Annotated in this window: 13 protein-coding genes and 1 tRNA gene; 4 read left to right on the forward strand and 10 right to left on the reverse strand. The window is 66.7% G+C overall.

The window, feature by feature from the left end:
- Nucleotides 1-3: 3 nt before the first annotated feature.
- From tmk to F8O08_RS09475, 9 genes are all read right to left on the reverse strand, one after another.
- The gene (gene tmk, locus F8O08_RS09435) at nucleotides 4-705 is read right to left on the reverse strand and encodes a dTMP kinase (RefSeq protein ID WP_158043115.1); all 702 of its coding nucleotides are present in this window, start codon (nucleotides 703-705) and stop codon (nucleotides 4-6) included.
- On the reverse strand, nucleotides 702-3,512 hold the full coding sequence (gene topA, locus F8O08_RS09440) for a type I DNA topoisomerase (protein WP_158037112.1): 2,811 nt from the start codon (nucleotides 3,510-3,512) through the stop codon (nucleotides 702-704). Before topA ends, tmk begins: the two co-directional genes overlap by 4 nt.
- A 199-nt stretch (nucleotides 3,513-3,711) precedes the next feature.
- Entirely contained in the window at nucleotides 3,712-4,053 is a 342-nt protein-coding gene (locus F8O08_RS09445; RefSeq protein ID WP_158037111.1) for a hypothetical protein, read from the reverse strand.
- A 121-nt stretch (nucleotides 4,054-4,174) separates the two neighbouring features.
- Nucleotides 4,175-4,567, reverse strand: coding sequence for a TadE family type IV pilus minor pilin (locus F8O08_RS09450; protein ID WP_225733317.1), 393 nt, complete (start codon nucleotides 4,565-4,567; stop codon nucleotides 4,175-4,177).
- 22 nt (nucleotides 4,568-4,589) lie between these two features.
- Nucleotides 4,590-4,889: a DUF4244 domain-containing protein gene (locus F8O08_RS09455; protein ID WP_225733316.1), complete on the reverse strand. Its 300-nt coding sequence runs from the start codon at nucleotides 4,887-4,889 to the stop codon at nucleotides 4,590-4,592.
- Nucleotides 4,890-5,025: 136 nt separating this feature from the next.
- On the reverse strand, nucleotides 5,026-5,994 hold the full coding sequence (locus F8O08_RS09460; RefSeq protein WP_158043116.1) for a type II secretion system F family protein: 969 nt from the start codon (nucleotides 5,992-5,994) through the stop codon (nucleotides 5,026-5,028).
- Entirely contained in the window at nucleotides 5,991-7,061 is a 1,071-nt protein-coding gene (locus F8O08_RS09465) for a TadA family conjugal transfer-associated ATPase (RefSeq protein ID WP_158043117.1), read from the reverse strand. Before F8O08_RS09465 ends, F8O08_RS09460 begins: the two co-directional genes overlap by 4 nt.
- A 218-nt stretch (nucleotides 7,062-7,279) precedes the next feature.
- Nucleotides 7,280-7,753 (reverse strand): RidA family protein, encoded by a 474-nt coding sequence (locus tag F8O08_RS09470; protein ID WP_158037106.1) that lies wholly within the window; start codon nucleotides 7,751-7,753, stop codon nucleotides 7,280-7,282.
- Complete coding sequence (locus F8O08_RS09475; RefSeq protein WP_158037550.1) at nucleotides 7,750-7,911, reverse strand: DUF4177 domain-containing protein; 162 nt, start codon at nucleotides 7,909-7,911, stop codon at nucleotides 7,750-7,752. Before F8O08_RS09475 ends, F8O08_RS09470 begins: the two co-directional genes overlap by 4 nt.
- Nucleotides 7,912-7,951: 40 nt before the next feature.
- Here F8O08_RS09475 and F8O08_RS09480 point away from each other — a divergent pair, with 40 nt between their 5' ends.
- The 3 genes from F8O08_RS09480 (at nucleotide 7,952) to F8O08_RS09490 (ending at nucleotide 11,455) form a co-directional block, all read left to right on the forward strand.
- Complete coding sequence (locus F8O08_RS09480) at nucleotides 7,952-10,336, forward strand: penicillin-binding protein (protein WP_158043118.1); 2,385 nt, start codon at nucleotides 7,952-7,954, stop codon at nucleotides 10,334-10,336.
- Entirely contained in the window at nucleotides 10,336-11,328 is a 993-nt protein-coding gene (locus tag F8O08_RS09485) for a metallophosphoesterase (RefSeq protein WP_158043119.1), read from the forward strand. The genes F8O08_RS09480 and F8O08_RS09485 overlap by 1 nt, the downstream gene beginning before the upstream one ends.
- 53 nt (nucleotides 11,329-11,381) lie before the next feature.
- Nucleotides 11,382-11,455, forward strand: a tRNA-Pro gene (locus tag F8O08_RS09490).
- Between the two features lie 101 nt (nucleotides 11,456-11,556).
- Here the strand turns inward: F8O08_RS09490 and F8O08_RS09495 are convergent.
- Nucleotides 11,557-12,123, reverse strand: a complete 567-nt coding sequence (locus F8O08_RS09495; RefSeq protein ID WP_158037103.1) for an HdeD family acid-resistance protein — start codon at nucleotides 12,121-12,123, stop codon at nucleotides 11,557-11,559.
- A 470-nt stretch (nucleotides 12,124-12,593) separates the two neighbouring features.
- On the opposite strand from F8O08_RS09495, the gene F8O08_RS09500 reads away from it, so the two are divergent.
- Complete coding sequence (locus F8O08_RS09500) at nucleotides 12,594-14,633, forward strand: DEAD/DEAH box helicase (RefSeq protein ID WP_412973620.1); 2,040 nt, start codon at nucleotides 12,594-12,596, stop codon at nucleotides 14,631-14,633.
- Nucleotides 14,634-14,641: the final 8 nt, after the last annotated feature.

Here is a 14,641-nt window from a genome sequence, read left to right on the forward strand (position 1 = left end):
AGCCTAGCGTTCGCCGCTGACATCAGGGTTCGCAGGCTCGCTGACAGAGTCGTCGGCCGCGATCTGCCCAGTCATTCGCTGCATGACGGCGCGGCGGATGCGCTCGGCGATCTCGTCGACCGCCAGTCGGGCGTCGATGATCTCGAAGCGCTGGGGGTCGGCGGCTGCCAGCGCGAGAAAGCCGCTGCGCACGCGCTGGTGGAAGTCTGCCCGCTCGCTCTCGAGACGATCTCGTTCGCCGGGCTCGGCATCCACCCTCGACGCAGCCTGCGCAACCGGCAGATCGAGCAGTACGGTCAGATCGGGCAGCAGCCCGTCGGTCGCCCAGAGCGACAGATCACGGATCTCGTTCGCGAGCAGGCGTCGCCCGGCGCCCTGATAGGCGATCGACGAATCGAGATAGCGGTCAGAGATCACGACCGCGCCGCGTTCGAGAGCGGGCCGCACGACTTGATCGGCGTGCTGGGCGCGGTCGGCGGCATAGAGCAGCGCCTCAGCGCGCTCGGAGACGGGACCCTCAGTATGCAGCAGCAGCTCTCGCAGACTGACGCCGAGCGGCGTCGCACCCGGTTCGAAGGTCGAGACGACTTCACGGCCGGCATCTGTCAGCCAGTCTCGCAGCAGGGTCAGCTGTGTCGATTTGCCGGCCCCATCGATGCCTTCGATGGTGACGAAGAGGCCATGCCGTTCAGCCTTCTCGGTCACTGGCCGGTGCTCTCGCCGTCACCTGCGGTCGCGGGCTTCGCTGCCGTGGTCGTCTTGGCCGTTGTCGCCTTCTTCGACGGGGCCTTCTTCGCCGGGGTCGTCTTCTTGGCTGTGGACGTCTTCGCCGCCGGGGTCTTCTTCGCCGCGGTCTTGCGAGCAGTCGACTTCTTCGCGGTCGTCTTCTTCGCCGGCGCCTTCTTCGCGGGAGCCTTACGAGTGCGCTTCTTGGCCGGCCCCTTCTCTCGCTTGATGGCGAGCAGTTCGACGGCGCGCTCGTAGGTGAGCTCTTCGGCGTTCTCGGCCTTGGGCACGGTCGCGTTGATCTCACCGTCGGTGACGTACGGCCCGAAGCGGCCGTTCTTCACGACGATCGGCTTCTCACTGACAGGGTCGGGCTTGTCAAACTCGCGCAGCGGCGGAGCCGCCGCGCGACGACCGCCGTACTTCGGCTGAGCGAGCAGCTCTTTCGCCTTCTCGAGGTCGATCGAGAAGATCGCATCCTCGTCGGGCAGCGAACGCGTCTCTTTGCCGTGTTTGAGGTACGGCCCGTAGCGGCCGTTGAGCGCCTCGACCGGCACGTCGTCGACCTCGCCGACCACGCGCGGCAGCGAGAGCAGCTTCAGGGCTGTGGCCAGATCGACCGTCGCCGGCTCCATGCTGCGGAACAGCGACGCCGTCGGCGGTTTGACCCCCTTGGGCCACTCCTCGCCCTCGGGCAGCGTCTCGGTGACGTACGGCCCGAAACGGCCAGCCTTGACGACGACGGCGTGCCCGGTGTCGGGGTTCACGCCGAGTTCGCGATCACCGCTCGGGCGATCCATGATCTCGACGGCCTTCGCAGCGGTGAGCTCGTCGGGTTCGAGGCCGTCGGGCAGGCTCACCCGTTTCGGGGTCTCCTCTCCGTCGACCTGCTGCTCGAGATACGGGCCGAACTTGCCCATGCGCAGCGTGATCGCGTCGGTGATCGGCGTCGAGTTGATGCCGCGGGCGTCGATCTCGCCCAGGTTGTCGATGACCGAGCGCAGGCCGGGGTGATCGCCTTCGCCGAAGTAGAACTGACTGAGCCAGTGGCGGCGGTCTTCCTGACCGGCCGCGATGCGGTCGAGGTCGCCCTCCATGCCTGCGGTGAAGTCGTAGTCGACCAGCGACGTGAAGTGCTGTTCGAGCAGACGCACCACTGAGAACGCGACCCACGTCGGCACGAGTGACTGCCCCTTGGGTGTCACATAGCCGCGATCGACGATGGTCGAGATGATCGCCGCGTACGTCGACGGGCGCCCGATGCCCAGCTCTTCGAGGGTCTTGACCAGGCTCGCCTCGGTGTAGCGCGGCGGAGGCAGCGTCTCGTGCTGCTTCGACTCGGGTTCGATCACCGAGACGAACTGCCCCTGCGCGAGCGCCGGAAGCCGATGCTCTTTGGCGGCGCGCTCTGCGGTCGCATGGCGGTCGGCGTCGCGCCCCTCTTCGTAGGCGTCGAGAAAGCCGCGGAACGTGATGACGGTGCCCGAGGCGGTGAACTCGCTCTTCATGCCCTTGCCGTCGTAGCGCAGCGTGGCTGTGGCGGTCGAACCGGTCGCATCGGCCATCTGCGAGGCGACGGTGCGCTTCCAGATCAGGTCGTAGAGCTTCAGCTCGTCGGCGCGCAGGTTCGAGCGCAGATCGCTGGGCAGCCGAAAGTGGTCGCCCGACGGACGGATCGCCTCGTGGGCCTCCTGCGCGTTCTTCGACTTGCCGGTGTAGACACGAGGCTTCTCAGGAACCGAGCTCTCACCGTAGAGCGACTTCGCCTGCGCCCGGGCGGCGGTGACCGCCTGATGCGACAGAATCGGCGAGTCGGTTCGCATATAGGTGATGTAGCCGTTCTCGTACAGCCCCTGCGCCAGGCTCATCGTCTGTCGCGCCGAGAAGCGCAGCTTGCGTGCGGCCTCCTGCTGCAGCGTCGAGGTGGTGAACGGTGCTGCCGGACGACGACGATACGGCTTCGATTCGACGGATGCGACCTCGAGCCGCGCTGATTCGAGTGCGGTCGCGAGCGCCTTGGCCTCGTCGCCGGTGAGCACATGCGCAGCGGTCTTCAGCTCACCTCGGTCGCTGAAGTCTCGCCCCGTCGCGATCTTCACACCGTTGTAGCTGACCAGTCGGGCCTCGAACTCGGTCGCGTCTTCATCGGCCTTGGCCTCGACGACGACGTCCCAATACTCGGCCGATCGGAAGGCGATGCGCTCGCGCTCACGGTCGACCACCAGACGGGTCGCCGCCGACTGCACTCGCCCTGCCGAAAGCCCCGGCCCGACCTTGCGCCAGAGCACGGGCGAGATCTCGTAGCCGTAGAGACGGTCGAGGATGCGTCGGGTCTCCTGCGCATCGACCAGCGCGGTGTTCAGATCTCGGGTGGTCTCTTTCGCCTTGGTGATCGCCTCTTTGGTGATCTCGTGAAACACCATGCGCCGCACGGGAACCTTCGGCTTGAGCACCTGCAGCAGGTGCCACGCGATGGCCTCCCCCTCGCGGTCCTCATCAGTTGCGAGATAGAGCTCGTCGGCACCTTTCAACGCTCGGCGCAGCTCGGCGACGGTCTTCTTCTTCGAGCTGCTGACCTCGTAGTACGGCTCGAACCCGTGGTCGACGTCGACCGAGAATTTGCCGAGCGAGCCCTTCTTCAGCTCTGGCGGAAGGTTCTTGGGCTCGATGAGGTCACGCACGTGACCGACCGAGGCGAGCACTGTGTAGTCTTCGCCGAGATACTTGCCGATGGTCTTCGCCTTGGCCGGAGACTCGACGATGACCAGCCTCTTCGTATGTGCCACTTGAGATTCCTCACCCCGCGCACTAGCGGTGTTCCTGCGGTCACAGCTCGCCCGGCGACCTTGAGATTCAGTCTTCCGCCAGTTGTGACTCGTCGTTCCACAATATAGGGGAGCGCTCTCGGTTCTACAAAGACGACGCCCGCAGCTCGACAAAGACGAGGCCTGCGACAAGCTGTGCAGCGCCTGAGCGATTCGGTATCTAATCTTCATCGCTGCGGCCGGCATGCGCTGTGGCGGCCGCCCGGCCAAGCAGCGTGTCACGAGTCAGCGTGACGAGCATGCCGCGGTCAGTCTCGCCGCACGACGCCACTGTCGCCGAGTGAGCGACGGCGACTCGTTCGGCTCGTGAGCACGGAACGTCTGCGATCAGCCCACGCTGTGCGTCAGCGGCCTGCAGCGCGGCGATGCCTGCAGCCGCTCGCACCTGGTCGTGCTGACTCTGTGCGGCGATGACGCCTGCCAGCGCAGCCAGCAGCGCCACAGCGGCGACCAGCACGACGATGCCGACGGTCATGCTGCCCCGTTCTGAGTCGTTCGTCACCGTTCGTTCCTCTTCTCTGCGACTGTTCGCATGTGGGCCGGGAGCTCTGTGCGCTCGCGGCGAATCGGGTGTTCGACGCAACCCGGCGTGTCAGCACGCGCTGGCGGCGGCGCAACGCCCCTCAGCGGCCTTCGCGCGGCACGCACACACGTTGGGTGATATCGAGCGGCAGCGCACCGAGCAGACGCTGGGCAGAGTTCGCGCGCACACAGACCAGATCGCCTTGGTCAGAGATCTGCAGCTTCGCGTCTGGCTGCACCGCTGCGGCGAGGCTGCGCGCCTGTGCCTGAGACTCGCCGCGGCCCAGGCTGCGCGCGGCGGCCGCAGCGGCCTCTGTGGTCGTGGTGATGCGCGCCGACGCCGCGCCGGTGCCGAGCACGAGGCCCAGCACCAGCACGACGACGGGCAGCACGACGGCCAGTTCTGCGGTGGCCGACCCACGCTCCTGCTCGCAGGCATCCCAAGCCCTGCCGCAGACGGCGCCTTCGGCACGCTCGCCTCTGGTGCTGCGCACAGTCATATTCTCGGGTGCCGTTCTAAGGCGCCGCATTGAGCGCGTTGCGCACAAGGTTGGTGAGCACCCCGCGCACCTCGTCGCCGCGCAGGATGACCACGAGCACGCCGGCGAAGCCCACGGCGGCCAGCATCGCAATGGCGTACTCAGCAGTGGCGGCCCCGCTTTCCTGCGGGCGCGCCCGGAGCTCGTTCAGACGCTGGAGCGCCAGCGCAGCCGCCGCGGCCGCGACGTCGGTGACGGCCAGCGACACGCGCAGCAGCAGCGCGCTGGCGACCGCGTGCAGAGCTCGGCGGCCATGCGGCTCTGAGGGGTCAGTCACTGTGGTGATCGTCGGCATGGTGTCCTCTTTTCTTCGATGTGCTTTTCTCTGCTCTGTCAGGGATGACCCTGGCTGTGCTTTCAGCGTCGCGGAAACCGAGGAGAGAGCGTTGGGATACGTGACCGCTGTGCACAGATCAGCGCAGATCGACAAATGTGGAGAACAGAATCGATGCGATCATCGGCAGCACGGTGACCACGATGAAGGCCGGCAGTGAGCAGACGCTCAGTGGCAGCAGCAGCAGCGTCTCGAGCCGGGCGGCACGCACTCGCAATGCGGCCGCACGCATGCGTGCCACGTCATCGAGCTGACCGTCGAGCAGCCCCAACAGCGGCACGCCGGAGCGCTGCCAGAGTGCGACCAGACGATCCAGTCTCGCGCGCTCGTCGTCGCGGTCGGCGTCAAGACCGGCGCGAGTCAGCATCCGCTCGCTCAGGTCGATCGCGCTGTCGGCGGCATGCCCCGCACGAACCCCCAGCGACACCATTAGCAGGAGCATGCCGTCAGAGTCGTCGGGAGGCTGCAGCGAAGCGAGCAGCTTCTTCTGCCAGCGAGCGCCCACCAGCATCAGCACCAGCGCCACGACGAGGCAGCCCCACCCGAACGGCGTGCCGAAGAGCACTCCGAGCGAATCGACGCCGAGCAGCGCCCCCAGCAGCACGCCCACCAACGGCATCGCCTGCAGCAGCCGCGCTGTGGACGTCGGACCGGATGCGGCGATGCGAGACTCAATCTCGATGCGCTCAAGCTGTTCGAGCATGCCGGACATGCGACGCAGCGCATCGGCCAGCGGGGCCCCGGCCCGTTCGGCGATGCCCCAGACGGCCGCGATGCGACGCCAGCTGCGAACCGACTGCTGCAGTGCTCTTCCCCGCTGCTCGCCGAACCGGCGTGGCACAAAGGACAGCCGCGCCGCCGCATCGAGCAGCGACGCCGAGACCCCGTGCTGTCGCACTCGGGGCAGAGCCTCGGCGAGCACTTCGCCGTCGAGACCGCCGACGCCGTCAGCCACGAGCTCGAGCGCCCGCTGCGGGGCGACCCCGGCATCAACAAGAGCAGAGAGTGCGCTGAGCGACTCTGCCGTGCTGCCGAGCGACTCGGTCATCGGCCCGGTGCGTGCGTGATGCGGTCAGTGGCCCACGGACGCCGGTGAACGCCCGGATGTTCAGAGTCGACGGTCAGGACCCGTGCGACGAGCAGCCCGTCTGCGTCGACTTCGAGGCGCCCGACCTGTTCGAGACGCCGCACACCGGCACTGCGCCCGAGGTGCAGGACGAGGTCGAAGGCGCTGGCCGCCTGACGCGCCAAGGCCCGTTCGCTGATGCCGCTCATCAGCGCCAGTGCCTCGAGCCGAGCCGGCACGTCGGCGACCGAGTTGGCATGCAGCGTGCCCGCCCCACCTCGATGCCCCGTGTTCAGCGCGGTCATCAGCAGCATCAGCTCGGGCCCACGGCACTCGCCGACGACGATGCGGTCGGGACGCATACGCAGCGCCTGGCGCAGCAGGACGTCGAGGCCGACTGTGCCGAGACCGTCGGCATTGGGCTGCCGCGTCTCGAGCTGCACGACGTGCGGGTGCCGCACATCGAGCTCGGCGACGTCTTCGACGCAGATGATGCGCTGATCAGGCTCGACCAGCTGCAGCAGCGCCCGCAGCAGCGTCGTCTTGCCGCTGGCGGTCGCCCCCGTGATGAGCAGATTGGCCCCTGACTCGATGGCGTCGCGCAGCAGCCTTTCGTGCCCGGCGACGATCATGCCGGTGCCAAGCAGCGAGCCGAAGTCGTGCAGCCCTCGCTGGGGCACACGCACCGAGAGCTGGACGCCGCCGACCGCCACGGGCGGCAGCACCGCGTGCACGCGCAGCTCGCCCAACCGCACGTCGACGAAGGGTGTCGCATCGTCGAGATGCCGACCTCCCGCGGCGATGAGCGAGACCGCGAGCGCCCGCAGCTGACGCTGACCGCTGAGACGCAGAGGCACCCGCTCGACGCCCTTGCCCCGATCGATCCAGATCTCATCGGGAGCGGTGACGAGCACGTCGGTCACTCCGGCGCGGGTGATCAGCGTGCGCAGCGGACCGAACGCGCCGAGCGTCTCGGCATCGCAGGCGGCGGATGCGGCTGGCTGCGTCGGCGACGGCGACGGGAGCGCTGTGGTCGCGAGTTCCGCCATCTGCCCACGTGCTGCTGAGGCGGTGAGAGAGACTCTGTGTCTGTGCGGCATGCGCCCATCGTGCAGTGGTCTGACCGCGTCCGCCACAGACGAAGGCGACCTGTGCACAGCCTCACGGCATGAAACAGTCTGTGCGCAGATGAGCCTGTGCACAGGTCAGGCAACACAGATCAGTCGACGCAGACCAGCTGGCAGAGATCAAGACCAGCCAGCAGAGATCAGTCGGCGACGAGCTCGACCGTGATCTCTACCTCGACCGGGGAGTCGAGCGGCAGCACCGCGACGCCGACGGCGCTGCGTGCGTGCGCTCCGGCCTCGCCAAAGACCTCGCCGAGCAGCTCGCTGACGCCGTTGATCACGCCGGGCTGACCGGTGAAATCGGGTGCCGACGAGACGAAGCCGACCACTTTCACGACGCGAGCGATGCGGTCGATGCCGCCCGCGGCATCCGCCGCCGCCGCGATCGCGTTCAGACCTGCCGTGCGCGCCAGGGTCTTCGCCTCTTCAGGCGGCACCAGCCCCTCGCCGACGCCGACCTTGCCCGTCGCCGGCAGCTCGCCGTCGATGAAGGGCAGCTGCCCCGAGGTGTGCACCAGGCTGCCGATGCGCAGCGCCGGCACGTAGTCGGCGACCGGGGCTGCGACCGCGGGAAGGGTGATGCCCAGCTCGTTCAGCCTGCTGGTGAAACTCATGCCTGCTCCTCGATGGGTCGTTTGAAGTAGCCGACGAGGCCGCCGGTGGGCCCCTCGACGATCTGGATCAGCTCCCACCCTTCGGATCCGAAGTTGTTGAGAATCTGCTGGGTGTTGTGGATGATGAGAGGGGCGGTGAAGTACTCCCACTTGACCATGGCTGCTCCATTCATAGGATAATCGCGTAGCATCTAGCCTATGTCTTCTCACCTGCCCGCAAACCGGCGACGTTCCAGCCGCGCGATCGTGCGGTTCATCGCCGCGTCCGCCGCCCTCGGCCTCGTCGCAGTCGGCATGTCGACACCTGCTCTGGCCATCGCCAGCGTGTTCGGCGCCGACGCGGTCAACATCGCGAAAACCCTGCCCGCCTCACTCGCAAACGTCGAGCTGCAGAGCCCGTCGACCCTGTACGGCAAGCTCGATGGCCAAGACGTGGCCTTCGCCACGTTCTACGAGAAGAACCGCATCCCGCTGACCGCAGACCAGATGCCTGACCTCGTGAAGAATGCGGTCGTCTCGATCGAAGACCCGCGCTTCTACGACCACGGCGGCGTGGACTTCGCCGCCGTCGCCCGTGCGGTGCTGCAGAACCAGTCGAGCGGCTCGACTCAGTCAGGCGCTTCGACGATCACCATGCAGCTGGTGCGCAACCTGCGCATCGAGGCAGCCGAGTGGGAGAACGACGAGTCGGCCATCAACGAGGCCCGTGAAGAGAGCGCCTCGCGCAAGCTGCTCGAGATGCGCTACGCGATCGGCCTCGAGCAGAACTACTCGAAAGAGCAGATCCTCACCAGCTATCTGAACTACGCCTCGTTCGGCGGCAACGTCTACGGCATCGGCGCCGCGGCTCAGTACTACTACGGCAAGAACGCTTCAGACCTGACGCTGCCCGAGGCGGCCCAGCTCGTCAGCGTCTTTCCCTCGCCCAACGCCTACCGTGTCGACGCGCCTGAGAACCTCGATCGCGCCAAGGCCCGCCGTGATCTCGTGCTGAACCGTATGGTCGAACACGGCTACATCGACCAGCCGACCGCCGATGCGGCGATCGCGACCCCGATCGAGCCGCACATCACTCAACAGCCTCGAGGCTGTGAGGCGGCCACCCACAACGCAAGCTACTTCTGCGACTACGTCGTGAACCTGATTCGCAACGACTCTGCGTACGGCGACACTCCCGAAGACCGCACGGCTCTGCTGCGCCGCGGAGGCCTGCAGATTCACACCAGCATCGACCTCGGGCTGCAGGACGACACCCAGGCAGCCATCGACAAGAGCATCAACCGCAACGACAAGATCGGGGCGGCCACCACGGTTCTGCAGGTCGGTACCAGTAATGTGCTGGCCATGGCGCAGAACCGCACCTTCTCGCAGACGGATGACACCGCCGGCGACACCAGCCGAACCGCGATCAACTACAGCACCACGAAAGACGAAGGCGGGTCATCAGGCTTCCAGCCTGGTTCGACATACAAAGTGTTCACCCTGCTCGACTGGCTGAAACAGGGCCATTCTCTCAATGAGCGACTGAACGCACCCGCGCCGGCCACGCTGAGGCAGAAAGACTTTCCCGATCGATGCCAGCCCGGCGGCTATGTCGGCACCTGGCAGCTCGACAACGCTGTGTCGAACATGCCCTCGTCGTTCGACGTGCGCTACGCCACGAAGAACTCGGTGAACACCGGTTTCGCCGCGATGGCGCAGCAGCTCGACCTCTGCGACATCAAAGACACCGCGGTCTCATTCGGCATCACGAAGTCGGCCAACGGCAAAGACCTCGACCACGTGCCGACCAGCATCATCGGCGGTTCGGCGAACACCATCGCACCGATCCAGATCGCAGGCGCCTACGCCGGCATCTCGAACGACGGCACATACTGCACGCCCAAGGCGATTCTGAGCGTCGTCGACGGCAACAACGGCAGCGAGCGCCCGACACCGGCCTCCCAGTGCTCCGAAGCAGTGACGCCGACGGTCGCCCGCACCGCCACTTCTGCACTGCAAGGGGTGTTCGATCGCGACGGCACCGCCGGTCAGGCGAATCCCTTCGACGGTTCGGCGGTCGCTGGCAAGACCGGTTCGACCGACAGCTACCATCAGACCTGGCTGGTCGGCTACACCACTTCGACGGTGCAGGCGACCTGGATCGGCAACACCGGCACGACCAACAACAAGGCCGACCTCCGGTACTACCGCATCAAGGGCGTGGCCGGCTGGAACGTCCGTTACTCCATGTGGAAGGACATCCAGCGCGGCGTGCACAGCAGGTACCCGGGCGCGGCATCGTTCCCGGCTCCCGACGACACCTCGCTGACCTTCCGCAGCACCGATTTGCCCGATGTGACCGGCAAGACGCCCGAAGAGGCGCAGCAGCAGCTCGAGGGCGCCGGCTTCCAAGTGGCCATCTCGCCTGAACGTCGGCCCTCCGACTCCGTGCCTGCGGGTCAGGTCGTGACCACTGATCCCGCTGCCGGCTCGGCCGACGCTGGGGCACTGGTGACCATCTACCTCAGCTCTGGCAAGGAAGGCGCATCGAACGCCCCCGCAGACGGGTCGGGTGCCTCGCCGAGTCCGTCAGCACAGTGATGACTGCTGCGGCATCAGGGTCGTCTGCGCCCAGCGCAGAGAACGACGCGAGGCTGCCTGGTCTGCGCACGTTCGCATCCTCGCTCGGCATCGCCGCGCTGGCTGGGGTCGGCGCGCTCGCGTACGGCTCGCTGATCGAACGCAACAGCTTCGCGCTGCGTCAGTTCACGGTGCCTGTGCTGCCCGAGGGCAGTCGGCCTCTGCGGATGCTGCACGTCGCCGACCTGCATCTGGCGCCTTGGCAGCGTGCGCGCGTCGCGTGGACCCGTGATCTGGCCTCGCTGAAGCCCGATCTGGTCATCAACACCGGAGACAACTACGGCCATGCGGAGGCACTGCCGGCGATTCTGGACGCCCTGGAGCCACTGCTGGACGTACCTGGCGCCTTCGTCTACGGGTCGAACGACTTCTTCACACCGACTCCGAAGAATCCGCTCTCGTACCTGCTGCACTCCAGCCGCGTCCGACGTGAGACGCCGGATATCGACACCGCCGCACTCACCCACCGTCTCGTCGAAGCCGGCTGGCGCAACCTGAACAATCGAACCGCGCAGCTGACCGTGAACGGCAGCCGGATCGGTCTGGTCGGCACCGGCGACGCACACCTCGGTAACGATGATCCCGAAGGGCTGCGCCGACGCATCGCCGGAATGCCTGCAGACGTCGATCTGACGCTCGGTGTGACGCATGCCCCCTACCAGCGCGTGCTCGACGGTTTCACCTCGATGGGTGCCGAGCTCATGCTCGCCGGCCACACGCATGGCGGCCAGGTGTGCGTGCCGTTCTTCGGCGCGCTGACGACCAACTGCGACCTGCCGCGGCCTTTTGTGAAGGGGCTGCACGAGTGGACGACCGGCGATCGCAGCTCGTGGCTGCACGTCAGTGCCGGGTTGGGCACCTCGATCTATGCACCGGTGCGTTTCAACTGCCGTCCCGAGGCCACGCTCCTCACTCTGGTGGCGCGAGACGAGGATGCGACAACCGCACATTGAAACTGGGCCTCAGAATGGACTAAGCTATAGCAGTTGCCGCTGATTCTCAGCGACGGGGTATAGCGCAGCTTGGTAGCGCGCCTCGTTCGGGACGAGGAGGTCGTGGGTTCAAATCCCGCTACCCCGACAGAAAGCCCCCGAGAAGGTCTCACGATCTTCTCGGGGGCTTCTTTCATGTCGCACCCGAACGTTCAGGTGCCGCCCGCGCTGTCAGTCGCAGGCATCCGCTCAGCGCAGCGACTTGCCGAACTGGAACGCGCGAATGATCTGCGCGACGCCGAGCACGATCGCCGAGACGCCCAGCAGCAGCCAGAGCACGGCGGCGCCCCACAGCGGAGAGAACAGCAGCGTGATGCCGGCGATGATGCTGAGCACGGCGAAGATGATGCTCCAGGCCTTCGAGTCGGAGTCTCCGACGAAGGCGAGGGCTACGATGCCCTCGACGAACCAGGCGATGCCGACGAGAATGCCCAGCACGATGCCGAAGGCTGCAGCGGCCGAGCCCAGGTTCGCGAACGCCACGATGCCGACGATGATCATGAACACGGCCAGCAGGATGTCGCCGACTCGGCCCCAGCCCGACTGCAGTTTGCCGAAGATCGAGATCGCGCCGTAGACGAGACCGCCGATGATCGTGTAGATCGCGACGATCGCCACGGCGAGTTCGGCGCTGCGCCCTGGCCAGAACGTGATGGCGATACCGGCGAGCAGTGTCAGCACACCGCTGATGCCGAGTGCGGTACGAATCGACCCGATGCCCTTCTTGACGAGATCTGAATCGATGCTGTTTGACATGAGGTTCCTCTCAACGTCGCACCAGTCTGCAGCTCGGGAGGTTCCCTGTGCACTCGCCGGCGCGTGATGTCCGACTTCCAGTCTAAGGTCAGTGAAGCCGCTGGCGAAGGCTTGTTTATCCACTGGTCAATACTTGGGAACTCATCACGCGCCGCTACCCTCCCCATGCCGCCACCCGGGACCATCCCCTCCGCCACCCGGGGCGCGTAAGGAGCAGAGGGAGCCCTCACTGTGACGAACATCAGTGGATGCTGATAGCATGTGTCGTGGCAGAGGACTACCCTGCGCTGTGGACGCGACACCCTGCCAGCGACTACGATCAATTGGTGACTTCTGATTCTGCCGCTGGTTCTTCGTCTTCTCCCACATCTTCTTCATCTTCTTCTGCACCATCTGCTGACGCGAGCGACGCGTCAGCTGCCATCGACACCGCTGCCGAGCACACGCCAGCAGCTGAGGAGCACACCCCTGTGAACACCCCTTCCGAACGCCCTGCTGAGTCCGAGTCTGCTGAGCCTGCCACCGAAACGGTCACCGAGACCAAAGCTGAGGCCAAGACCGACGAGACGACGGACAACGCGTTCGCCGATCTCGGGCTGCCCAAGCCGCTGCTCGACGCGCTCGACGCCATCGGCTACGAGACTCCCTCGCCGATCCAGTCGGCCACCATTCCGACTCTGCTCGCCGGACGCGACGTCGTCGGCCAGGCGCAGACCGGCACCGGCAAGACCGCGGCCTACGCACTTCCGATGCTGGCATCCGTCGACCCACAGGTGAACGCACCTCAGGCGCTGGTGCTCGCACCCACCCGCGAGCTGGCGCTCCAGGTCTGCGAGGCCGTCGAGCGGTTCGCGCAGAAGATGCCCGGCGTGCGCATCCTGCCGGTCTACGGCGGCCAGGCCTACGGCATGCAGCTCTCAGCACTGCGCAAGGGCGTGCACATCGTCGTCGGCACCCCGGGACGCATCATGGACCACATGAAGCGCGGCACCCTCGACCTGTCGCAGCTGCGCATGCTCGTGCTCGACGAAGCCGACGAGATGCTGCAGATGGGCTTCGTCGACGACGTCGAGACGATTCTCGCCAGCACCCCCGACACCCGACAGATCGCACTGTTCTCGGCGACCATGCCGCAGCAGATCCGTCGTCTCGCCAAGACGCACCTGCATGACCCGGCAGAGATCACGGTCAAGACCAAGACGCAGACCAACACCAATGTGTCGCAGCGTTTTCTCGTGGTCGCCGGCCGCCAGAAGCTCGACGTGCTCGCACGCGTGCTCGAGGTCGAGGGCAGCGACGGCGTGATCGTGTTCGTGCGCACCCGCGGCGACACCGAGACGGTCAGCGAGCGGCTGCGCGCACGCGGCTTCTCGGCCGCCGCGATCAACGGCGACGTGCCGCAGGCACAGCGTGAGCGCACCGTCGAGCAGCTCAAGAACGGCCAGATCGACGTGCTCGTCGCCACCGATGTCGCCGCTCGCGGGCTGGACGTCGAACGCATCACACACGTGATCAACTACGACATCCCGAGCGACCCGGAGTCGTACGTGCACCGCATCGGGCGCACCGGTCGTGCCGGGCGCACGGGGGCTGCGATCAGCTTCATCACCCCGCGCGAGCGCCGTCTGCAGGAGCAGATCGAGCGCACCACTCGTCAGAAGATGGACCGCATGTCGCTGCCGAGCGTCGACGAGGTCAACGAGTCGCGGCTGAGCCGCTTCGACGACGGCATCACCGAGGCGCTCGAACGCGAGTCTGAGATCAGCGAACTGCGCGATGTGATCGACCACTATGTGCGTCACAACGACGTGCCCGAGGCCGACGTCGCCGCGGCGCTGGCTCTGGTCGCCCAGGGCGATCGCCCGCTGCTGCTCGATCCCGAGCGCGATCACCTTGAGGCCGTGCCGCACCGCAACCGCGACGACCGTCAGGGCGGCTACAACAAGGGCGGCTACAACAAGGGCGGCCGCGGAGGCTACCAGGGCGGGCACGACAACCGCGGTGGGTACCGTGGCGATCGCAGCGAGCGTGGCGACCGAAACGGTCGCGGTGATCGCAACGACCGCGGCGGACGCGGGGGCTGGCGCAACGATCGGAATGACCGGAACGACCGCAATGATCGCAATGACCGCGGCGGGTACAAAGGGAACCGGCGCGACGGCGACCGTTTCGACAACCGACGCGACGACCGACGTGACGGCGGCCGCGGAGGCTGGAACCGCGACGACCGGCATGACGGCGGCCGTCGGGACTGGAACCGTGACGACCGACGCGACAACCGCGATAACGGCGGCCGGCATGAGCATCGCGACAATCGCGGCGAGGGCGACTTCAGGCGCGACGGTCACAGCGGGCCCAAACGTCGTTGGACGGCTGACGACCGCGCCGCCCGCGACAGCCGGGACAACGGCCGCGGCGGCAAGGGCAAGAGCTACCGCCCGGCATACAAGAGCGACCGCCGCGACGGGCACAAGGGCGGCCCGAAGGGCGACGGCAACCAGACCTGGTAGCCCGGACT

This window comes from Pseudoclavibacter sp. CFCC 13611 (assembly GCF_008831225.1).
GTDB lineage: Bacteria > Actinomycetota > Actinomycetes > Actinomycetales > Microbacteriaceae > Pseudoclavibacter_A.

Bases quoted from the DNA above. Each gene is read 5' to 3' on its own strand.
- F8O08_RS09475 (WP_158037550.1), bottom strand. From the start codon at position 7,911: ATGGTCAAGTGGGAGTACTTCACCGCCCCTCTCATCATCCACAACACC.
- F8O08_RS09480 (WP_158043118.1), top strand. From the start codon at position 7,952: ATGTCTTCTCACCTGCCCGCAAACCGGCGACGTTCCAGCCGCGCGATC.
- F8O08_RS09460 (WP_158043116.1), bottom strand. From the start codon at position 5,994: ATGACCGAGTCGCTCGGCAGCACGGCAGAGTCGCTCAGCGCACTCTCT.
- F8O08_RS09485 (WP_158043119.1), top strand. From the start codon at position 10,336: ATGACTGCTGCGGCATCAGGGTCGTCTGCGCCCAGCGCAGAGAACGAC.
- F8O08_RS09495 (WP_158037103.1), bottom strand. From the start codon at position 12,123: ATGTCAAACAGCATCGATTCAGATCTCGTCAAGAAGGGCATCGGGTCG.
- F8O08_RS09470 (WP_158037106.1), bottom strand. From the start codon at position 7,753: ATGAGTTTCACCAGCAGGCTGAACGAGCTGGGCATCACCCTTCCCGCG.
- F8O08_RS09465 (WP_158043117.1), bottom strand. From the start codon at position 7,061: ATGGCGGAACTCGCGACCACAGCGCTCCCGTCGCCGTCGCCGACGCAG.